The organism is Micromonospora sp. CA-240977, assembly GCF_050942285.1.
Lineage (GTDB): Bacteria > Actinomycetota > Actinomycetes > Mycobacteriales > Micromonosporaceae > Micromonospora.
On record NZ_CP192055.1, the window covers coordinates 1,559,710 to 1,580,505 of the forward strand.

Below are 20,796 nucleotides of genomic sequence, written 5' to 3' on the forward strand. Positions count from 1 at the left end.
TCGCGACGCGCCGGATTGGGGCGGATGGGGCTCGTGTGCGGCGAGCACGACATGATTGGTGACGCGGGGAACGGCCGTAGCCCGCATCATGGAGGTCGGCCGAGGAACGACAGGAGTGAGGTACCGGTGGACCCGCTCGATCGCATCGACGAACTGATCGCCATGGTGGAGCAGGCCCGCTCCGTCCCGATGTCGCGCAACAACTGCATGGTCGACCGGGGTGAGATGATCGCTGCCCTCGACGAGATGCGCGCCGATCTCCCCGCCGACCTGCGTCGCGCCGCCGCGCTGCTAGAAGAGCGCGACAAGATCATGGAAGCCGGCAAGCGCGAGGCGGACCGGATCATCAGCGAGGGTGAGGCAGAACACGCCCGCCTGGTCTCGGTGAACGAGATCACCGTGTCGGCCGAGCACGAGGGCGCCCGGATCATCGCCGAGGCCCGCGCCGAGGCGCAGCGCCTGCGGGAGGAGGTCGACGACTACGTCGACACCGCGCTTGCCAACTTCGAGCAGTTCCTCACCCGGGCGCTGGCCTCGATAGAGCGCGGCCGGGACAAGATGCACGCACTACGCGAGATCGGCACCTTCGGTGGGGATGAGGCCGAACGCCCGCTACCCTTCTGAGCGGCACCTCACCAGCCGACATTCTCGCCCGGGTGTCGCCCCCGGTTCGACGGTCCGGTGGTCACCCAGGTAACCTTTTTTGTCGGCCTCTCACCGGCCGGAGTCTGACTATGCCCAAGCACTCGCCATCGACACTCAACCCCAGGTCGCCGCTGGTCCTCGACACGAGGGACCTGCCGCGCCGCCCTGGCGCGTTGCGTGAGGTCCAGCGGGTCGTGCCGGCACCGGCAGACCTCGGTGTGGAGTTGATCGGCGTGCCGGAGGGCGCGGACCTCGACCTCGATCTGAGGTTGCAGTCGGTGTCAGAGGGCGTGCTCGTCTCCGGGACCATCACCGGTCCCGTTCGGGGCGAGTGCGGCCGTTGCCTGCGCGAGATCAACGACTCGATGGGCGTGACGATCCAGGAGCTGTACGCGTACGAGGACAGCACCACGGACGCCACGACCGACGAGGACGAGGTGGGCCGGATGCAGGGCGATCTGATCGACCTGGAGCCGGCGCTGCGGGACGCGTTGGTGCTCACGCTGCCGACCAACCCGCTCTGCCGGGAGGACTGCCCAGGGTTGTGCCCCGAATGCGGGACACACTGGGACGATCTGCCGGCCGACCACAGTCACCAGCAGATCGACCCGCGTTGGGCGGGCCTGTCGCAACTGACCGTTACAGAGGAGTAAGAACCGTGGCCGTCCCGAAGCGCAAGATGTCGCGCAGCAACACCCGGTCCCGCCGGGCGAACTGGAAGGCGACAGTGGTCGCGACCGTCGCGTGCCCGCAGTGCAAGTCCCCGAAGCTGCCGCACGCCGCCTGCTCCGTCTGCGGCACCTACAACGGCCGCCAGGTTCTCGAGGTCTGACCTGGACGCCGAGTGACGCCCCCGACCTCAGGTCGGGCGGCGCGCGCACCCTGGCATTCGCCCGGTGCCCCGGCTTCCTCCGACGCTGGCCGGCCCACTCCGGCCGGCGTTCCGATGGAGCCGGGCACCGCGCGGATCGCCGTTGACCTCCTCGGCGGGGACGACGCTCCCGCCGTCGTGGTTGACGGCGCTCTGCGGGCCATGCGCGCTGACCCTGACCTGCATCTGCTTCTCGTCGGCCCCGCCGAGGTCGCCGACGAGCTGATTGCTGCCCTCGATCCGCCGCAACGTGCGCGGATCACGGTGCGGCCCGTCCGTGATGTCGTCGGCATGGCCGACCATCCCAGCGCCGCCCGCGCGGAGAGCACGGTCCGGGCCGCGGTCACCGCCGTCCGCGACGGGACCGCCGACGCCCTGGTCTCCGCCGGCGCCACCGGCGCCACGGTCACCGCGGCCGTGCTCGGCCTCGGTCGCTGGCCGGAGATCCGCCAACCCGCGCTTGCCGCCACCCTGCCCACAGTGGCCGGGCCGGTCGTGCTCCTCGACGTCGGCGGCTCGCTGGAGCCCCGCCCGGCCACCCTGGCCCGCCACGCCGTGCTCGGCGCCGCGTACGCCGCGGTGGCGCACTCGATCGCCGCGCCGCGGGTCGGGCTGCTGTCGGTCGGCACCGAGGCCGGCAAGGGCGACCGGGTCCGTCGGGCCACCGACCCGTTGCTCGCCGTCGAGTCGCTGCCCGGTGGGGCGCGCTACGTCGGCCTGGTCGAGGGGTACGACGTGACCCTCGGCGCGCGCGTCGATGTGGTCGTCACCGACGGCTTCACCGGTAACGTGCTGCTCAAAGCCATCGAAGGCGCGTACGCGATGGCCGGTGGCCCACCCGCGGAGGGCGGCGCGCCCCGCGCGGCCGCCCTGCTGGGCGTCGCGGGGACGGTGGTCGTCTGCCACGGTTCCGCTCGCGCCGACGACGTCGCCTCGGGCATAGCCCTGGCCGCCCACCTGTGGCGGCGGCGCGCCACCGATCTGGTCTCGGCGTTGCTCGACGGCGACGCCGCGATGGACCGCACCGATCGCTCCACCGACACCGAGGTACGCACATCATGAGCAACGACAAGCGGCGGCGGGCGTCCGTCGGTCACCTGGAAGCCGCGTTCGGCGTGAGCCTGGAACCCGAGCTGCTACAGCGCGCCCTGACCCACCGCTCGTACGCGTACGAGAACGGCGGGCTGCCCACCAACGAGCGGCTGGAGTTCCTCGGCGACTCGGTGCTCGGCGTGGTGATCACCACCGCGCTGTTCCACAACCACCCGGACCTGCCCGAGGGGCAGTTGGCCAAGCTGCGCGCCAGCGTGGTCAACATGCGGGCGCTCGCCGACGTGGCCCGTGGCCTGGGCCCGGACGGCCTCGGCGCGTACCTGCTGCTCGGCAAGGGCGAGGAGACCACCGGTGGCCGGGACAAGGCGAGCATCCTCGCCGACACGCTCGAAGCGCTGCTCGGGGCGATCTACCTCCAGTACGGGTTGGACACCACCGGGATCGTCATCCACCGGCTCTTCGACCCGCTGATGGCCGAGTCGGCCGGTCGGGGCGCCGCGCTGGACTGGAAGACCAGCCTTCAGGAGCTGACGGCGGCGCTCGGGCTCGGCGTTCCGGAGTACCGGATCGAGGGCACCGGCCCGGATCACCTCAAGACGTTCACTGCCTGGGTGGTGGTGGCCGGCAACCGGTACGGCGGCGCCGAGGGGCGCAGCAAGAAGGAAGCCGAGCAGCGGGCCGCCGAGGCCGCGTGGCGCACGCTCGCCGAGCAGAACGGCCAGGCCGGCGACGACGGTCAGGACGGCCGGGCCGGCGACGGCGGCAAGGTCAGCGACGACGGGCGGGGCCAGCTGATCGACCCGGACGGCTCGGCCGACCGGGACGAGCCGTTCGGGCCGCTGGAACGCGCCGGGCGGGCGGCACAGGCCGAGCAGGCCGACCACCTGGCGCAGTCCCTGCCGGCCGGGGGTGCCGACGGCCACGAGACGGGCCTGCGGCGTGCCTGAGCTACCCGAGGTGGAGACCGTCCGGCAGGGCCTGGCCCAGTGGGTGGTCGGCCGCCGGATCGCCTCGGTCGAGGTCCGTCACCCGCGCGCGGTGCGCCGGCACATCCCGGGCGACGTGCACTTCGCCGACGTGCTCGCCGGCCGGACCGTGCTGGACGCCCGCCGGCGGGGCAAGTACCTGTGGCTGCCACTGGACAGCGGTGACGCGATCATCGGGCACCTCGGTATGTCCGGCCAGATGCTGCTCCAGCCACCCGGCACCACCGACGAGACCCACCTGCGGGTCCGATTCCGGTTCACCGACGACGGGCCGGAGCTGCGCTTCGTCGACCAGCGCACGTTCGGCGGGCTCTCGGTGAGCGAGGGCGGCGCCGAGCTGCCCGACGAGATCGCGCACATCGCCCGCGACCCGATGGACCCGGAGTTCTCCGACGCGGCGTTCGTCGCCGCGCTGCGCCGCCGGCACACCGAGGTGAAGCGGGCCCTGCTCGACCAGACCCTGATCTCCGGGGTGGGCAACATCTACGCCGACGAGGCGCTCTGGCGTGCCGAGCTGCACGGCGCCCGCCCCACCGACGCGCTGACCGGGCCGGCCGCGCAGCGCCTGCTCGGCCACGTTCGCGACGTGCTCGCCGAGGCCATCAGCGTGGGCGGCACCAGCTTCGACGCCCTCTACGTCAACGTCAACGGCGAGAGCGGCTACTTCGACCGGGCACTGAACGCCTACGGTCGCGAGGGCGAGCCGTGCCGACGGTGCGGAGCGCCGATCCGCCGCGAGGCGTTCATGAACCGATCCTCGTACAGCTGCCCGCGCTGCCAGCCACGGCCCCGGGGTTCCCTCCGGGGATGACCCGGAGTCGGCTCCGGGTCGGCACCGGCGGGTCGCGGCCGGACGCTCCGGGCCGCACCCCGTCGTACATCCGATTCGTGGGCTGATGCCCCTAACGCGGCCCGCCGTCCTCGGTGTACCGGCTCCGGGGCGGGCCAGGGCCGTTCCCCGATGTGACCACCTCGCCACGCACCTAACGTCAGCACCGTTGACAGGGGGTTGACGTGACAGGGGGACCCGAGATGGGGACAAGACCGGTGACGGTGCGGCTGGCGCGGTGGAGCGCCGAGCACCCGTGGCGGGCGATCGCAATGTGGGTCGTGTTCGTGGCGGTGTGCTTCGTGGGTGGCAACGCCGCCGGCCTGAACGAGGCCACCAGCGCCGACCAGGCGATCGGCGAGGCGGGGCGGGCCAGCCTGATCGTGGACGCCGGTGACTTCGACGATCCGGCAGTGGACAACGTGCTCATCACCTCACGGGGCGGTGCGCTGGACCCGGCGGCGGCGAAGGCGGCGGCCGACGACGCGGCGGCCCGGCTGCGCACGGTCACCGGGGTCGCCGAGGTTGGTCAGCCGGTCACCGCCCGGGACGGCTCGGCGCTGCTGCTGCCGATCACCATGTCCGGCGACCCGGAGACCGCCTCGGATCGGGTGCAGCCGCTGCGCGACGCCACCGCCGCCGTGCAGAGCGCACACCCGCAGTTGCGGGTCGAGCAGGTCGGCGGTCCCTCGATCGGCCAGGCGCTCGACGACACCCTGGGCAAGGACTTCGAGCGCGCCGAGCTGCTCAGCCTGCCCGTCACCCTGGCCATCCTGATCATCGCGTTCGGCGCGTTGATCGCGGCCAGCGTCCCGGTGCTGTTGGCGCTCTCCTCGGTCGCCGCCGCGATGGGCCTGTCCACACTCGCCTCGCACCTGGTGCCGGCCACCGACACCACGTCACCGGTGATCCTGCTGATCGGCATGGCGGTGGGGGTCGACTACTCGCTGTTCTACATCCGCCGGGAGCGGGAGGAGCGGGCCAAGGGCCGCTCCGGCCTGGACGCGGTGGAGATCGCCGCGGAGACCTCCGGGCACGCCGTGGTGGTCTCCGGTCTCGCCGTGATCATCGCGATGTCCGGGCTGCTGCTCGCCGGTGACGTGGTCTTCTCGTCCCTGGCGGTCGGCTCGATCCTGGTGGTCGCCGTCGCCGTGACCGGTTCACTGACCGTGCTGCCCGCCCTGCTGGCCAGGCTCGGCCGCTGGGTCGACCGGCCCCGGGTGCCGCTGCTCTGGCGGCTGACCGCCCCGCGCACCGGCCGGCACGGCGAGCCCCGCACGCCCCGGCTGTGGCCGGCGCTGCTCCGGCCGGCGCTGCGCGCTCCGGTGGTGACGCTTGTCATCTCGGTCGGCCTGCTGCTCGCGCTGGCCGCGCCGGCGCTCGGCATGAAGCTGAAGTTCCCCGGCATGGAGGACCTGCCGCGCACCACACCGGCGATGCAGGCGTACGACCGGCTCACCGCCGCGTTCCCGAGCACCGGCACCAACCACGTGGTGGCCGTCCGGGCCCCGGCCGAGCAGGCCGACCGGGTTCGCGCCGCCCTCACCGAGCTGTCCACCCGGGCCGCCGGCGATCCGCTGTTCGCCCCGGCCGAGGCGGACGGCCCGAAGATCGAGGTGTCGGCCGACCGGCGGGTGTCGGTCCTCGACGTCGCCACCCCGTACGCCAGTCGGGACGACCGGTCGGTGCAGTCACTGGAGAAGCTGCGCACGGACCTGGTCCCGGCGGAGCTGCGGGGCATTCCCGGCATCGAGTACGCGGTCGGCGGCAGCGTTGCCGACAGCGAGGACTACGCGGCTCACGTCCGGGAGAAGTTGCCGCTGGTGATGGGCTTCGTGCTGGTGCTGACGTTCCTGGTCATGGTGTTCACATTCCGGTCGGTGGTGGTCGCGGCCAGCTCGATCGTGCTGAACCTGCTCTCCGCCGGTGCCGCGTACGGGCTGCTGGTGCTTGTCTTCCAGGGCCAGTGGGCCGAGGGGCTGCTCGGCTTCACCTCGATGGGCGCGATCGTGTCCTGGCTGCCGCTGTTCCTCTTCGTGGTGCTCTTCGGCCTCTCGATGGACTACCACGTCTTCGTGGTCAGTCGGATCCGCGAGGGGATCCGGGCCGGCATGCCCAACCGCGACGCCGTGTCGTACGGGATCACCTCGTCGGCCGGGGTGGTGACAAGCGCGGCGATCGTGATGGTCGGCGTGTTCTCGATCTTCGCCACGTTGAGCACCATCGACATGAAGCAACTCGGCATCGGTCTGGCGGCGGCGATCCTGCTGGACGCCACGATCATCCGCGGAGTGGTGCTGCCAGCGTTGATGACGATGCTCGGCGATGCGAACTGGTGGGCACCGCGCTTCCTGCGCCCGCGCCCCGCGCCCGCGCCGGCCGATCCGCCGGCCCCGACCCCGGAGCTGGTGCCGGTGCCCTGAACCAGGCCGCGGTGGCCGGCCTGCGACGGCAGCCCGGCCACCGCCGTCCCCACCCGGTCCGCGCCGCTTGATCAACTCGGTTTCATTGATGTCGCGGTATCCCTAGCCGCGCAATACCGCGACATCATGAAAGTCGAGTCGATCAAGCGGCGAGGGCGCGCAGCGGCGGGGGCGCGCAGCGGCGGGGGCGCGCTGTGGCGAGGCGGGGTGTGGGCGGGTCCCGACGGCAGCCCGGCCACCGCCGTCTCAGGGCAGTGGGCAGGCTTCCCGCCACGCGTCCAGGTTGCGGTCCTTCCGGATCGAGGCGAAGCCGTAGCCGACGGTGGTGACGCAGAAGTCGTCGGTCGAGGTGTCGTACTCCACGTGGAAGACCGGCTTGCCCGCGTCGACGAACGGCAACAGTTTGGCGCACTGGCCCAGCCGGACACATTCCTCGTTGACCGCGAAGTCGAAGTCCGGGGCCAGCGCGGCGAGCTGCGGCACGTCGTTGACCAGCCCGGGGGAGAGGCTCAGTGCGCGGGCCAGCTCGGCGAGTCGGCGGTTGAACAGCAGTTGGTCGTCGAAGTCGAGGGGAAAGCCGGTGCGGGACGCGTACCCGTCGGCGTCGGCGAACGCCACCGCCCCGAAGCCCTTGCCCCGGCACAACCGGAACCGGTCGGCAAGCACCGGCTCCAGCGCGTCCCAGCTGCGGACGTCCAGCCAACGGCTGTCCGGTCGACGGGCGGCCGCGCCCTGCACGACGGTCGGCAAGCGGCTGGCGTCCGGGTCGGCGGAGTGGACCGAGCCGACGTGCACCTGGCAGATCAGCCGGCGGTCCCGGGACCGCAGCTCGGCGGTCTGCGCGGTGGTGGTGTCCACCGGATCGAGGAGGAAGACGTCCGCCTCCACCGCCGGGTCGAGCGGGCCACTGAGCTGCCACTGCCACTGCCACTGGCGGGCCTGCGCGGCCGGCCACTGGGTGGGTGCGCCGGGCGGGGTCAGCTCGGGTCGACATCCGTACGCCGGCACCACCAGGACGAGTGCGACGCCGGCGGACAGGACGCGGCGCAGTGGGCGTACGGCGACGCGTCGCCGCGGCCGGATCCGCATCGGCAGCTCCCGGGTCCCGGACGGCCCGTCGCCGCCCTCACCGGTACGCCGCCCCCACGCTCCGGCCCGGCGTACCTCACCGGGTCAAACGAGCGCGGGGGCGCGAACGACGCGCGGTCAGCGCGGCGCCGCGAAGACCTGGGTCCAGTACGGCCCGTTGCTGCTGGCGATCCCGACGCCGATCTCGGTGAACGCGCAGTTCAGGATGTTGGCCCGGTGACCGGAGCTGTTCATCCAGGCGTCCATCACCGCGGCCGGGGTCTGCTGGTTCCAGGCCACGTTCTCGCCATACGTGCGCCAGGCGTAGCCGACCCGGTCCAGCCGCACGCCGGCGTTGCTGCCGTCGCTGCCGGTGTGCGACATGTTCTTGTGGTCGGCCTGGTCCTGGCTGTGCGCCTGGGCGGCGGTCATCAGCTTGTCGTCGATGCTCAGCGCCGCGCAGCCGGCCTTGGCCCGCTCGGCGTTGACCAGGTCCACCACCTCACGGGCCTGCGCGCTGACAGTGCCGCTGGAGCCACCGGAACCGGTGGAGCCGTTGCTCGTGCTCGGCGCGCTGGTGCGTGACGCGCCGCGCCGTGACGCGGCGGTGGTACGCGACGCCTCCGGGGTGGGCTTGACGGTCCTGCTCGGTGTCGGGCTCGGCCGGGTCGGGCTGGGCGTGCTGGTCGGGGACGGCGCGGCGAGGGTGTCGAGCGTCGGCTCCTCGGTCGGCGCCTCCGACGCGGCGAAGGTGTCGTCGACGGCCGTCGGCTGGCTGGCCCCGTCGTCACCGCCGGGCAGCCCGAGCGCGCCGATGCCGAGACTCACCACGAGGGTGGCCGCCGCGGCGGCGCCACCGATCATCAGCGGTCGTCGCCAACGGCGGGGGGAGCGGTGTCGCCCCTCGCCGGTCCGGCTGGCGTCGGCGGGCCAGTCACCTGTCGTCTCCGGGCCGGCGTCGGGCCGCCAACCACCTGTCGTCTCCGGGTCGGCGTCGCCGTGCCAGCCGTCGACGGTCGCTCCGGCCGGGCCGCTGCCGTGCCAGCCGTCGCCGGTCGGCCCGGCGGGGGCGCTGCCGTGCCAGCCGTCGCCGGTCGGCCCGGCGGGGGCGCTGCCGTGCCAGCCGTCGGTGGTCGGGCCGGCGGGGGCGCCGTCGTGCCAGCGCTCGGTCGGCTCGTGCTCTGGGCGGTGGTCCCGCCAGGCGGCGGGGTGGGCGTCGGCCGGTGGGCCGGGGGTCTCCGGGGCCGACTGCCAGCCGGTCGGGGGCTGCTCCCGGTGCCACTCGTCGCCGGGCCGGTCCGGCTCGTCACCGAACAGGTAGGTCGAGCGGGGCTCCGGACGGTCGTGCAGCCAGGTCGGCTCGTCGGTCGGCCGCTCGGCGCGCCGGGAGGCGCCGTTCGGGTCCATCGGGTCGGTCCAGCCGTACACGCCTATGCCTCCACGGGTCGGTTGCGGGCCGGGGTGACGCTACGGCGCGCCTGCGACCTGCGGCAACGTGGCTAAGGAAGAGTTAAGGGGAACTCGGACGCCAGGGTGCGTAATTCCGCGGATCCGGGCGTACAGTAAAGGTGTCCGGACAGAGCGTGTCCGTGCCATTGCGGCAGCCCCCCGACAAGTGGACAGGTCGACGTAGAGATGATCTACGGCCTGCGAGAACTTGACGAAGGAGGGGTTTGCGGCTCAATATATAGGTGTCGCCAGTCGCGCCCGGTCATGCCCAGATACAGCTGGAATGACAGCCGCGTACAAATGGGCGCGCGTTGGCCGGCCTTTCCGGCAGCGCATATCAAGGAGTCAGCATGGCGAAGGCCCTCTACGGCCACGTAGGTGCAGCGCCCGACCGGCGTCTGCTCGACGAGGTCACCCGACTGCGTTCCAGGGTTCAGGCACTGGAGTTCGAGATCACACGGTTGCGTGCCGACAATGATCGGCTTGCGGCGGCTGCGGCGGAGGCAGATGATCTGCTCCGTCTGGCCGAGCCGGCGCTGACCTGATCTCCGTGTCGCAAAACTGAATCGCACTCTCGCAAAATGCGCGCCGACACCTCTGTGCCGGCGCGCAACACTGTCCGGCCCCTTTCGGCGCCGACGATTTATGATCTTGTGGTCGGTCCCGCCCTTGGCGCGCCCTCGGTATCCGAATAGCGCTCCGAGTGATAAGCCGATCATGAACGGCCCTCGTCCCTGTCGTGACCGCCAGAACAACAGCGCGCTCGCGTCCCGCGCCCGCGCCGCACGCGGCCCGGGGCGGGTCGCGTGCCCGCCCGCTCCCACCACCGGGTTAGTCTGCGAGTTCACCCAGGTCCCCACAGCCGGCGACGGTACGGCGGCCACCGGACGAGGATCGAGAAGGTGTATCTCAAGAGCCTGACGGTGAAGGGCTTCAAATCCTTCGCCTCCGCCACGACGTTGAAGCTGGAGCCCGGGATCACCTGCGTGGTGGGCCCGAACGGCTCCGGCAAGTCCAACGTCGTCGACGCCATCGCCTGGGTGCTCGGCGAGCAGGGCGCCAAGGCGCTGCGCGGCGGCAAGATGGAGGACGTCATCTTCGCCGGCACCGCCGGCCGCGCGCCGCTGGGCCGTGCCGAGGTCACCCTCACCATCGACAACACCGACGGCGCGCTGCCCATCGAGTACACCGAGGTCTCCATCACCCGCCGGATGTTCCGCTCCGGCGAGAGCGAGTACGAGATCAACGGCAACACCTGCCGGCTGCTCGACATCCAGGAGCTGCTGTCCGACTCCGGCATCGGCCGGGAGATGCACATCATCGTCGGGCAGGGCCGTCTCGACGGCATGCTGCACGCCAAGCCGGAGGACCGCCGCTCGTTCATCGAGGAGGCGGCCGGCGTCCTCAAGCACCGCAAGCGCAAGGAAAAGGCGCTGCGCAAGCTCGACGCGATGCAGGTGAATCTCAATCGCTTGACCGACCTCACGGCCGAGCTGCGCCGTCAGCTCAAGCCGCTGGGCCGGCAGGCCGAGGTGGCCCGCCGGGCGGCCGCCATCCAGGCCAACCTGCGCGACGCCCGGTTGCGCCTGCTCGCCGACGACCTGGCCACCCTGCGGACCACCCTGGACCGGGAGATCGCCGACGAGACGGCGCTGCGGGAGCGGCGTGAGCAGATCGAGGGCGAGCACGCCGAGGTGCAGGGCCGGCTCGGCGAGCTGGAGGCCGCTCTCGCGGAGGACGCTCCGCTGCTCGCCGCCGCCCAGGACACCTGGTACAAGCTGTCCGCCCTCCAGGAACGCTTCCGCTCCATCGAGCAGTTGGCCCGGGAGCGGCTGCGGCACCTCAGCGCCAGCGGCGACGACGAACGGCCCGGGCGCGACCCGGACCAGCTGGAAGCCGAGGCGGAACGCGTCCGCGAGCAGGAGGAGGAGCTGCGCGCGGCGCTCACCGACGACCAGATCCGGCTGGCCGAGGCGGTCGAGCACCGCCAGGAGCTGGAACGGCAGCTCGCCGCCGCCGAGCGGGAGCTGGTCGCCGCGGCCAAGGCCATCGCCGACCGGCGCGAGGGAATGGCCCGGCTCACCGGTCAGGTCAACTCGGCCCGGGCCCGGACCACCAGCGCCGGTGAGGAGATCGAACGGCTCGCCGTCGCGCACGCCGACGCGTTGGGCCGCGCCGACCAGGCACAGGCCGACCTGGACGCGGTGGCCGCCCAGTCCACCGAGGCCGACCGGGACAACGCGGACCTGGACGCCCGGCACGCCGAAGCGGTCGCCGTGCAGGAGCGGGCGCAGGCCACGGTGCGATCGCTTGCCGACGCCGAACGGACGGCGGAGAAGGACGCCGCCACCTGGAAGGCCCGGGAGGAGGCGCTCGCCCTGGGTCTGCGGCGCAAGGACGGCGCCGGGGCGCTGCTCGCCCGCGCCGACGACGTACCCGGCCTGCTCGGCAGCCTCGCCGGGCTGCTCACCGTCGCGCCCGGACACGAGGCCGCGCTGGCCGCCGCGCTCGGCGGTCTCGCCGACGCGGTCGCCGTCAGCGGGGTGGACGAGGCCGTCGAGGCGATGCGGCTGTTGAAGATCTCCGACGCCGGCCGGGCCGGTCTGCTCGTCGGCAGCCCGGCGGGGCCCGGCATGACCGGCTCCGCCGACGCGCTGCGCCCGAAGCTGCCCGATGACGCCAAATGGGCTCCCGACCTGGTGGAGTGCGGCGACGAGCTGCGCCCGGCGGTACACCGGGCACTGCGGGACGTGGCGCTCGTCGACGATCTCGCCGCCGCGGCCGACCTGGTCGCCGGCAACCCCGAGCTGCGGGCGGTCACCCCGGACGGCGACGTGGTCGGGGCGTACGCGGCGGCCGGTGGGTCGGCCAAGGCCCCCAGCTACATCGAGGTGCAGGCGGCCGTCGAGGAGGCCCGCAGCAACCGGCTCACCGCCGAGCGCGGTGGCGCGGAGCTGCGTGACCAGCTCGTCGAGGCGCGTGCCGAGGTGGCCGCCGCCAAGGAGGCAGTGCAGCACGCCGCCGCCGAGAAGCGCGAGGCGGAGAGCCACCGCAACGCCGCCGCCCGCCGGTTGGCCGAGCTGGGCGCGGCGGCGCGTTCCGCGAAGGCGGAGACCGATCGCCTCGGCGAGTCCCGAGCCCGTGCCGAGGCGGCGCGGCAGCGGGACCTCACCGCGCTCGCCGAGCTGGAGGAGCGGCTGCGGCTGGCCGAGGAGACCCCGGTCGACGCCGAGCCGTCCAGCGAGGAACGCGACCAGCTCGCCGCCATGGTGCCGCAGGCCCGGCAGAACGAGATGGAGGTCCGGCTCGCGGTGCGTACCGCCGAGGAGCGGGTCTCCTCGATCGCCGGTCGGGCCGACTCGCTGACCCGGCAGGCCACCGCGGAGCGGGCGGCGCGGGAACGCGCCGCGGCCCGGCGAGCCGCGCGCACCCGGGGCGCTAGCATCGCCCGCGCCGTCGCCAGCGGCGCCCGGGAGGCGCTCACCCGGCTGACCAGCTCGATCGCGACGGCCGAGGAGCACCGCGACGCTGTCGCCCGGGAACGCGCCGCCCGGGAGGCCGAGCTGCAGGAGGTACGCGGGGCGGCCAAGCGCCTCGGCGCGGAGCTGGAGCGGCTGACCAGCCAGGTGCACCGCGACGAGGTGGCCCGCGCGGAGCAGCGGCTGCGCATCGAGCAGTTGGAGGCGAAGGCCGCCGAGGACTTCGGGTTGGACGTGGAGACGCTTGTCGCCGAGTACGGCCCGGCGCAGCCCGTCCCGCCGACCCAGGTCGACGTCGCGACGGCCGAACGCGACGGCCTGCCGGTGCCCGAGCCGGTGCGCTACGAGCGGCCGGTGCAGGAGAAGCGGGCCGCCAAGGCGGAACGCGAACTGGCCCTGCTCGGCAAGGTCAACCCGCTCGCGCTTGAGGAGTTCGCCGCGCTGGAGGAGCGTTTCAAGTTCCTCTCCGAGCAGCTGGAGGACCTCAAGGCCACCCGTCGGGACCTGCTCACCGTTGTCAAGGACGTGGACGAGCGGATCCTGGAGGTGTTCGCCAGCGCCTTCGAGGACACCGCCCGGGAGTTCGAGCAGGTGTTCACAGTGCTCTTCCCCGGCGGCGAGGGCCGACTGATCCTCACCGACCCCGACGACCTGCTCACCACCGGCGTCGAGGTGGAGGCCCGCCCGCCGGGCAAGAAGATCAAGCGGCTGTCCCTGCTCTCCGGTGGCGAGCGGTCGCTGACCGCGGTGGCCATGCTGGTGGCGATCTTCCGCGCCCGGCCCAGCCCGTTCTACATCATGGACGAGGTGGAGGCGGCCCTGGACGACGTGAACCTGGGCCGGTTGATCACGTTGCTGGCACAGTTGCGGGAGAAGAGTCAGCTGATCGTCATCACGCACCAGAAGCGGACGATGGAGATCGCCGACGCGCTCTACGGAGTGACAATGCGCAGCGGGGTCACCCAGGTGATCAGCCAACGGCTCAACCGGGCCGACGAGGACGACAAGCGGCACGGCCGCGGCGAGGAGAACGGGTAGTGGCTCGGGAACGCGCGACGGCGCTCCTGCTGGACTTCGACGGCGTACTGCGCCGGTGGGATCCGGCGGTGGCCGCCGTTGTCGAGCGGGAGTACGGCCTCTCCGAAGGCGTGCTCGGCGAGATCGCCATGCAGTGGGGACGGCTCCAGCCGGTGCTCACCGGTCAGGTCAGCCACGCCGAGTGGATGAGCAGCGTGGCGGACGCCCTGACCGAGTCGGTGGGCAGCCCGGAACGCAGCCGCGCCGCCGTCGAGCAGTGGCAGCGCTACCGGGGCGAGGTCGACCAGGAGGTGCTGGCGTTCGTCCGGGAGGTCCGCGCCGCCGGGATCACTGTCGGCCTGGCCACCAACGCCACCGACCTGCTCGACGCCGACCTGGCCGCCCTCGACCTGGTCGGCGAGCTGGACGTGGTGGTCAACTCCTCCACGATCGGCGTGCACAAGCCGGCCCCGGAGTACTTCCAGGCCGCCTGCCAGGCGCTGGCCACCCCGCCGGCCCGGGTCCTCTTCGTCGACGACGAGGACTGGGCAGTGCGGGGCGCCCGCTCCGCCGGGCTGTCGGCGCACCGCTGGGGCGGTCACGCCGACCTGCGCTACCTGCGGGCGGCCCTGGACTACTGAACGTCGGTCAGTCGCCGGTGACGCCGTCGATGCGTTCCCGGATCAGGTCGGCGTGGCCGTTGTGCCGGGCGTACTCCTCGATCATGTGGACGTACACCCAGCGCAGGCTGAAGGTGCGGGTCCCGTCGCTGCGGGTCAGCTCGAACGTCTCGTCCAGGGACCGTCCCTCGACCGCCGCCCGTGCCGCGTCGACCTCGGCCCGGAAGGCGGCGAAGGCGCCCTCCGCGTCGGCGCCGGACGCGGCATGGAAGTCGGCGTCGTTGTCGGTGTCGTAGTCGAAGAGGTCGGGCAGGTCCTGGCCGGCGGAGCGCTGGCGGAACCAGGAGCGCTCGACGTCGGTCATGTGCAGGACCAGCCCGAGCAGGCTCAGGCCGGACGGCTCGACGCTTGCCGTGCGCAACTGCTCGGCGGTCAGGCCGGCGCACTTGTGCAGCAGGGTGTCGCGGTGGTAATCGAGCCAGCCGTCAAGCATGGCGCGCTCATCAGCGACAAGGGGCTCGTGACTGCGGTCGATCTCCGGTGCTCTCCAAGTCATCGGGTCATCCTGCGGCTCGGGTACGACAGTCGCGACCGGATTTCAGGGCACCACGACGACGGGCCACCGGCCGGTGCGGACCAGGCGGGTGGCGACCGAGCCGACCAACCGGTGACCGGCCTGCTCGGAGGTGCCCACCACCACCATGTCGGCCTGGAACTCGTCGGCCGCCGCGCACAACTCGCCGTACGCGTCGCCGCGCCGGAACAGGAAGGTCACCGGGATGCCCCACTGCTCGGCCCCGCGCCGGCACTCCCGGCGCAGCTCGTCGGCCACCTCGTCGTGGGTGCGCTGGACCGCGCCGGCGTCCATGCCGGGCACCAGCGCGGTCAGCCCGCTGGCCGAGCTGACGAAGACCACCACCAGGGCGGCGCCCTGCCGGCGGGCCAGGCCGGCCGCGTAGGCACCGGCCCGCTCGGAGGTACGGGTGCCGTCCACGCCCACCATGACCACGCGCGGGCCGTCGGTGCCGCGCTCGAAGGGCAGCGGGCGGGTTCGGGGGCCGTACTCCTCGCGGTCCGGTGCTCCCACGCTCATCGCTCTACCTCACCTCTGCTCGCCGGTGGGGACCACTGCCGCGCCCGCGCCGGCTGCGACTGTCGATTCCCGCTCGACCTCGTCGGAAACCGGGTTGCCGTTGTGCTGGCGCAGCGGCACCTCCTTGATGAAGGCCACCGCGATCAGCGCGACAAGCGCGAAGGGGGCGGCGGTCAGGAAGATGTCACCGGCACCGTGGCCGTACGCGCTCTCCACCACCGCCCGCAGCGGGCCGGGCAGGGTGTGCACGTCGGGCAGGGTGCCACCGCCACCGGAGCTGGACGCGGGGATGCCGAGCTGCGCCAGCCCGTCGGCGGTGTAGTCCTTGACCTTGTGGGCGAGCACCGCGCCGAGGGCGGAGACGCCGATCGCGCCGCCCAGGCTGCGGAAGAACGCCACCACCGAGCTGGCCGCGCCGAGCTCGTGCGGGCCGACGGTGTTCTGCACGGCGAGGACCAGGTTCTGCATGGTCATGCCCAGGCCGACACCGATCAGCAGCATGTAGACGCTGAGCAGTGTGAAGTTGGTGTCCGCGCGGAGCGTGCCCATCAGCGCGAAGCCGATGGTGAGCAGCGCCGACCCGATCACCAGGTACCGCTTCCAGCGGCCGGTCTTGGTGATGACCCGTCCGATGACGGTGGAGGCGACAAGCAGGCCGAGGATCATCGGCAGGGTCATCAGGCCGGACATGGTCGGGCTCTGCCCGCGGCTGATCTGGAAGTACTGGCCGAGGAAGATCGACGCGCCGAACATCCCGACACCGACCGCGATGCTGGCCACGACGGCCAGGGTGATGGTGCGGTTGCGGAACAGCCGCGGCGGGATCATCGGCTCGGCGGCCCGGGTCTCCACCCGGATGGCGAGGGCGCCGAGGAGCAGCGCGCCGACGACCATGACGGCGGTCTGCCAGGAGGCCCAGGCGAACTGGTCGCCGGCGAGCGAGACCCAGATCAGCAGGACCGAGACGGCAGCGGTGATCAGGGTGGCGCCCCACCAGTCGATCTGCGCCTTCCGCTTGATCACCGGCAGGTGCAGGGTCTTCTGGAGCACGATCAGGGCGACGATGGCGAACGGCACGCCGACGTAGAAGCACCAGCGCCAGCCGAGCCAGGAGGTGTCGACGATCACGCCGCCGATCAGGGGGCCACCGATGGTGCCGACGGCCATCACGGCGCCGAGGTAGCCGCTGTAGCGGCCCCGCTCACGCGGCGCGATCATCGTCGCCATGATCACCTGGGCCAGCGCGGTGAGGCCGCCGGCGCCGATGCCCTGGAGCACCCGGCAGGCGATCAGCTCTCCGGTGCCCTGCGCGAGGCCGGCCAGCACCGAGCCCAGCACGTAGATGCCCAGGGCCAGTTGCACGAGGGTCTTCTTGCTCGTCAGGTCGGCGAGCTTGCCCCAGATCGGGGTGGTGGCGGTGGTCGCGAGCAGGGCCGAGGTGACCACCCAGGTGTACGCGGACTGGCCGCCGTGCAGTTCGGTGATGATCCGCGGCAGCGCGTTCGAGATGACCGTCGAGGAGAGGATCGCGACGAACAGGCCCAGCAGCAGGCCGGAGAGCGCTTCCAGGATCTGCCGGTGGGTCATGTCGACGGCGGCCGCCCGAGTGGGGACTGTGGCCTGGCTCATCGTGTATTGCCTCCGAATGGAGTCGAGGTGGAGCGGCGGCGGGGGGCGCGCGCGGGCCGCCTGGGAGTTGCCTGAAGCAACCGTATGCCTTGGTTGCCTGAAGCAACAACTTGGCGAACGGGCGAGCTATTCCCCGCCGAGGGGCCGCTACTGCCAGGAGTCGTTGAACCGGCCGAGCAGCCGGGCGAACTCCTCGACGTCCCGGCTCGGCCAGCCGTCAAGCGCGCGTAGGAACTCGCCCAACCGGGCCGCGCGGGCGACGTCGAACCGGCGCTGACCCTCGTCGGTGAGGCAAATCTGCGCGGCCCGCCGGTCGCTCGGATCGGGGTCGCGGTGGACCAGCCCGAGAGCTTCCAGCGCGTTGATCTGTCGACTCAGCGTGCCCTTGCCCACACCCAGCAGCGCCGCCAACTCGGTCAACCGGATCGACCCACTGCGCCGCAACCAGAGCAGCAGCCCGTAGGTGTTCGGCTCCAGATTCGGATGCACCTCCCGGGCGATCTCCCAGGAAACCGCCCGCCCACGACGCAGCAGAGCGGTCAACTCGTGCTCGACCGCCCGGATCGGCTCCGGCAGGTGCTCATCCACGGCGTAGAGACTACGACGCGGTCGGCTCGTCACTGGCGGATAGTCGACGCCGCATCACGGGGCGTAGGTGCCCGTCCTTCGTGGTGCCCTCGATGACGACATCCGCCCCGCGCCCCTTGTGGGTCAGCGTGGCGACCGCGTTGCCGAAGTAGGGACCGGCCAGCTTGCGCCAGCGCACCCCCGGCCGGCGTACGCCCGCCGAACGGGCCAACGCCCGGGTGGCCCCCGCCGGGCCCGACGACCAGCCCAACCGCATCAGCGGACGGATGCCGGCCGGCACCTGGTTGTGGATCGGCGAGCAGGTGAGCTGGTGCACGGGCGTGACCACCGCCGGGTCGAAGAACCGGGCCCGCGCCACGTACGAGTGGTGCACATCCCCGGAGAGCACGCTGATCGACGCCGGCGGTGCGTACGCCGGGCCTGCGCCGACCCGCGCGCCGGACTGCCTCGCGGTGCCGGTGCCGATCCGGGCGAAGGTCTCCGCGAGTGCCTCGAACGAGCGCCGGAACGCCGCCCAGTGCTCCAGGTCCAGCGCGCGGCGCAGCTTCTCCGCCCCGCGCGCCACCCAGGGTCGACGCGATTCGGCAAGCTTCTCGTTCCACGTCTCGATGTGATGGATGCCCTGCGGGAGCAGCCAGGGCAGCGACGCGCCGACCACCAGGTGGTCGTAGATCCCGTGCGCCTGGTCGAGGAACCAGGACCATTCGCCCGGTGGCAGCATGGCCCGGCTGCCCGGATCGAGCACCCGGCTGCACCGGTTGTCCAGCATGACCAACCGGGTCCGGCCCAGATCCAGGGCGTAACTCCACTGGTACTGCACCGCGCGCCAGCGTTCGGTGTCGTGCGCCAGGTCCGACTCCTGGTCGACCCGGTGCCCGAACTCACGCAACACACCTGTGGCGTCCTCGGCGGCGGCGACCTTGGCGAAGACCGGGTCGGCGGCGATCTCGTCCGGGGCCAGGTTGCCCAGGTGCTGGTAGACCCAGTACGAGGCGAGCCCGCTGCCGATGCGCTCCTGCCACCACGGCTGCTCGCGCACCTCCGCACGCCAGGCCGCCGAGGTGTTCCAGTCGTCGATGATCTCGTGATCGTCGAAGATCATCACGCTCGGCACTGTGGAGAGCAGCCAGCGGATCTCCGGATCGCGCCAGGACTCCAGGTAGAGCTTCGTGTACTCGTCGAAGCTCACCACCTGGTCGGCCGGGGCGCCCTTCGGCCGCCGCCGCCGCCGGCGCAGCAGCCGGCGCACCGTGGGCGAGGTGACATCGGCGTAGACCTGGTCGCCGAGCAGCACCAGCAGGTCGGGCAGCGGGTTCGACTCCGGGTCGGCCATCAACCGCCGGGCGTACGCGTCCAGCGCGTCCGGCGGCAGCTTCCGCGTGGTGGCGTGCTGGGTGGTCTCCCGGCACGAGCCGAAGATCAGGTTGACCGGCTGGTCCCGGTCGTCGACGGCCCGGGTGCGGATCACGCTCGGCGGGAAGCCGTTGCTCGGCACCGGCCAGACCACCTCGTCGTCGACAAGCACCTCGTAGGTGGTCTCGCTGTCCGGGGTGAGCCCCTCCACCACCACCAACGCGTAGTGGTGCTCGTACGCCGAGAAGGTGGGCGCGGTGCCGGTGGCGCCGCTGGCGGTGCGGACGGTGACCACGGCGGGCGCCGCCGTCTCCACCCAGATGGTGGCCCGGGTGTCGACGACTCGCCGCAGGAGGGGGCCGATGAGGAGGTGTGCGGCGGGCATGCGGCCGAGCCTACCGCCGGTTTCGGGCACCGGCGGGGTGCGGTGGTGGAGACTCCGGGCACCGCCCGGGGTGCGGTGGCTGGGACGCCGTCGCCGCCATCTGACAGGATTCCGGCATGGCCGAATATCTCGTCCTCGCTCTGGTCCTGCTCGGTGTGCTGATCGCCGGCACAGTCGGGCTTGTCGTGCCGCGACTGCGGCGGCGGCCCGAGCCCCCGCTTCCCCGCACCGAGGTCGACACCAGAGCCGAGGAGGATCTCGCCGGCCCGCCGGTGGAGGCACCGGAGTCCGATCTGTCCACCGGCGTCCTGGTCGAGCCACCGCCGGTCATCGAGGCGCCCGCACCGGTGGAGGTGCCCGAGCCGACCGCCGGGCGACTGGTCCGGCTCCGCTCGCGGCTGTCCCGCTCGCAGAACGTCTTCGGCAAGGGCCTGCTCGGCCTGCTCGCCCGCGACCACCTCGACGAGGACGTCTGGGAGGAGATCGAGGACAGCCTGATCACCGCCGACGTCGGCGTCGACGCCACCCGCGACATCGTCGACCGGCTCCGCGAGCGCACCCGGGTGCTCGGCACCCGCTCCGCCTCCGAGCTGCGGGCGCTGCTCGCCGCCGAGCTGGTGAACGCGCTCGACCCGAGCCTGGACCGGTCGCTGCGGACCGCCCCGAAGGACGGCGTGCCGGCCGTGGTCCTGGTCGTCGGCGTCAACGGCGCCGGCAAGACCACCACCTGCGGCAAGATCGCCCGGGTGCTGGTGGCCGACGGCCGGACCGTGCTGCTCGGCGCCGCGGACACCTTCCGGGCCGCCGCCGCCGACCAGCTGGAGACCTGGGGCTCGCGCGTCGGCGCGGAGACCGTCCGGGGGCCCGAGGCCGCCGACCCGGCCAGCGTCGCCTTCGACGCGGTCAAGCGCGGCATCGACACCGGCGTGGACACCGTACTCATCGACACCGCCGGCCGCCTGCAGAACAAGGTCGGCCTGATGGACGAGCTGGGCAAGGTCAAGCGCGTGGTGGAGAAGCAGGGCCCGATCGACGAGACACTGCTCATCCTGGACGCCACGACCGGCCAGAACGGCCTGGAACAGGCCCGGGTCTTCACCGAGGTGGTCAACGTGACAGGTGTCGTGTTGACCAAGCTCGACGGGACCGCCAAGGGTGGCATCGTGATCGCCGTGCAGCGCAAGCTCGGCATCCCCGTGAAGCTGGTCGGCCTCGGCGAAGGCAAGGACGATCTGGCCCCGTTCGACCCGGCGCAGTTCGTGGACGCGCTGCTGGGGTCCGAGGCCACCGGACGGGACGCGTAGTCTC

Annotated in this window: 18 protein-coding genes; 11 read left to right on the forward strand and 7 right to left on the reverse strand. The window is 72.4% G+C overall.

Translation table 11 applies throughout. The features are described from left to right. Positions 1-126 precede the first annotated feature (126 nt). From ACQPWW_RS07350 to ACQPWW_RS07380, 7 genes are all read left to right on the forward strand, one after another. A complete protein-coding gene (locus ACQPWW_RS07350; RefSeq protein WP_281899866.1) occupies positions 127-624 on the forward strand; it encodes a hypothetical protein in 498 nt (165 codons plus the stop codon). Between the two features lie 110 nt (positions 625-734). After that, a complete protein-coding gene (locus tag ACQPWW_RS07355; protein ID WP_357411722.1) occupies positions 735-1,298 on the forward strand; it encodes a YceD family protein in 564 nt (187 codons plus the stop codon). A 5-nt stretch (positions 1,299-1,303) separates the two neighbouring features. Continuing rightward, on the forward strand, positions 1,304-1,477 hold the full coding sequence (gene rpmF, locus ACQPWW_RS07360; protein ID WP_030335284.1) for a 50S ribosomal protein L32: 174 nt from the start codon (positions 1,304-1,306) through the stop codon (positions 1,475-1,477). Between the two features lie 114 nt (positions 1,478-1,591). Further along, on the forward strand, positions 1,592-2,578 hold the full coding sequence (locus tag ACQPWW_RS07365) for a phosphate acyltransferase (RefSeq protein ID WP_433130414.1): 987 nt from the start codon (positions 1,592-1,594) through the stop codon (positions 2,576-2,578). Then, positions 2,575-3,516, forward strand: a complete 942-nt coding sequence (gene rnc / locus ACQPWW_RS07370; RefSeq protein ID WP_433130416.1) for a ribonuclease III — start codon at positions 2,575-2,577, stop codon at positions 3,514-3,516. Before ACQPWW_RS07365 ends, rnc begins: the two co-directional genes overlap by 4 nt. Continuing rightward, positions 3,509-4,366 carry a bifunctional DNA-formamidopyrimidine glycosylase/DNA-(apurinic or apyrimidinic site) lyase gene (gene mutM, locus ACQPWW_RS07375; protein ID WP_433130417.1) on the forward strand — a complete coding sequence of 286 codons (858 nt, stop codon included), beginning with the start codon at positions 3,509-3,511 and terminating at the stop codon, positions 4,364-4,366. The genes rnc and mutM overlap by 8 nt, the downstream gene beginning before the upstream one ends. Positions 4,367-4,587: 221 nt before the next feature. After that, complete coding sequence (locus ACQPWW_RS07380) at positions 4,588-6,807, forward strand: MMPL family transporter (RefSeq protein ID WP_433130420.1); 2,220 nt, start codon at positions 4,588-4,590, stop codon at positions 6,805-6,807. 246 nt (positions 6,808-7,053) lie between these two features. On the opposite strand, the gene ACQPWW_RS07385 is transcribed toward ACQPWW_RS07380, so the two are convergent. Together ACQPWW_RS07385 and ACQPWW_RS07390 are read right to left on the reverse strand one after the other, a co-directional pair. Then, positions 7,054-7,896, reverse strand: coding sequence for an endo alpha-1,4 polygalactosaminidase (locus ACQPWW_RS07385; RefSeq protein WP_433130422.1), 843 nt, complete (start codon positions 7,894-7,896; stop codon positions 7,054-7,056). A 117-nt stretch (positions 7,897-8,013) separates the two neighbouring features. Then, on the reverse strand, positions 8,014-9,282 hold the full coding sequence (locus ACQPWW_RS07390) for a CAP domain-containing protein (protein WP_433134188.1): 1,269 nt from the start codon (positions 9,280-9,282) through the stop codon (positions 8,014-8,016). Positions 9,283-9,674: 392 nt separating this feature from the next. Between ACQPWW_RS07390 and ACQPWW_RS07395 the strand changes: the two genes are divergently transcribed. The 3 genes from ACQPWW_RS07395 to ACQPWW_RS07405 all read left to right on the forward strand — a co-directional run bounded on the left by ACQPWW_RS07395 (position 9,675) and on the right by ACQPWW_RS07405 (position 14,461). Continuing rightward, complete coding sequence (locus ACQPWW_RS07395; RefSeq protein ID WP_030487463.1) at positions 9,675-9,869, forward strand: hypothetical protein; 195 nt, start codon at positions 9,675-9,677, stop codon at positions 9,867-9,869. 357 nt (positions 9,870-10,226) lie between these two features. Next, positions 10,227-13,841, forward strand: coding sequence for a chromosome segregation protein SMC (gene smc, locus ACQPWW_RS07400; RefSeq protein ID WP_433130424.1), 3,615 nt, complete (start codon positions 10,227-10,229; stop codon positions 13,839-13,841). Further along, a complete protein-coding gene (locus tag ACQPWW_RS07405; protein WP_433130426.1) occupies positions 13,841-14,461 on the forward strand; it encodes an HAD family hydrolase in 621 nt (206 codons plus the stop codon). Before smc ends, ACQPWW_RS07405 begins: the two co-directional genes overlap by 1 nt. A gap of 7 nt (positions 14,462-14,468) precedes the next feature. On the opposite strand, the gene ACQPWW_RS07410 is transcribed toward ACQPWW_RS07405, so the two are convergent. The 5 genes from ACQPWW_RS07410 to ACQPWW_RS07430 all read right to left on the reverse strand — a co-directional run bounded on the left by ACQPWW_RS07410 (position 14,469) and on the right by ACQPWW_RS07430 (position 19,488). Beyond that, entirely contained in the window at positions 14,469-14,996 is a 528-nt protein-coding gene (locus tag ACQPWW_RS07410; protein WP_433130428.1) for a DinB family protein, read from the reverse strand. A gap of 42 nt (positions 14,997-15,038) precedes the next feature. Continuing rightward, positions 15,039-15,533: a universal stress protein gene (locus ACQPWW_RS07415; RefSeq protein WP_433130430.1), complete on the reverse strand. Its 495-nt coding sequence runs from the start codon at positions 15,531-15,533 to the stop codon at positions 15,039-15,041. 9 nt (positions 15,534-15,542) lie between these two features. After that, positions 15,543-17,162, reverse strand: a complete 1,620-nt coding sequence (locus ACQPWW_RS07420; RefSeq protein WP_433130432.1) for an MDR family MFS transporter — start codon at positions 17,160-17,162, stop codon at positions 15,543-15,545. A 147-nt stretch (positions 17,163-17,309) separates the two neighbouring features. Continuing rightward, positions 17,310-17,750 (reverse strand): MarR family winged helix-turn-helix transcriptional regulator, encoded by a 441-nt coding sequence (locus ACQPWW_RS07425; RefSeq protein ID WP_433130434.1) that lies wholly within the window; start codon positions 17,748-17,750, stop codon positions 17,310-17,312. A 10-nt stretch (positions 17,751-17,760) separates the two neighbouring features. Then, on the reverse strand, positions 17,761-19,488 hold the full coding sequence (locus ACQPWW_RS07430) for an alkaline phosphatase D family protein (protein WP_433130436.1): 1,728 nt from the start codon (positions 19,486-19,488) through the stop codon (positions 17,761-17,763). A gap of 116 nt (positions 19,489-19,604) precedes the next feature. Here ACQPWW_RS07430 and ftsY point away from each other — a divergent pair, with 116 nt between their 5' ends. Next, positions 19,605-20,792: a signal recognition particle-docking protein FtsY gene (gene ftsY, locus ACQPWW_RS07435; protein ID WP_433130438.1), complete on the forward strand. Its 1,188-nt coding sequence runs from the start codon at positions 19,605-19,607 to the stop codon at positions 20,790-20,792. Positions 20,793-20,796 lie beyond the last annotated feature (4 nt).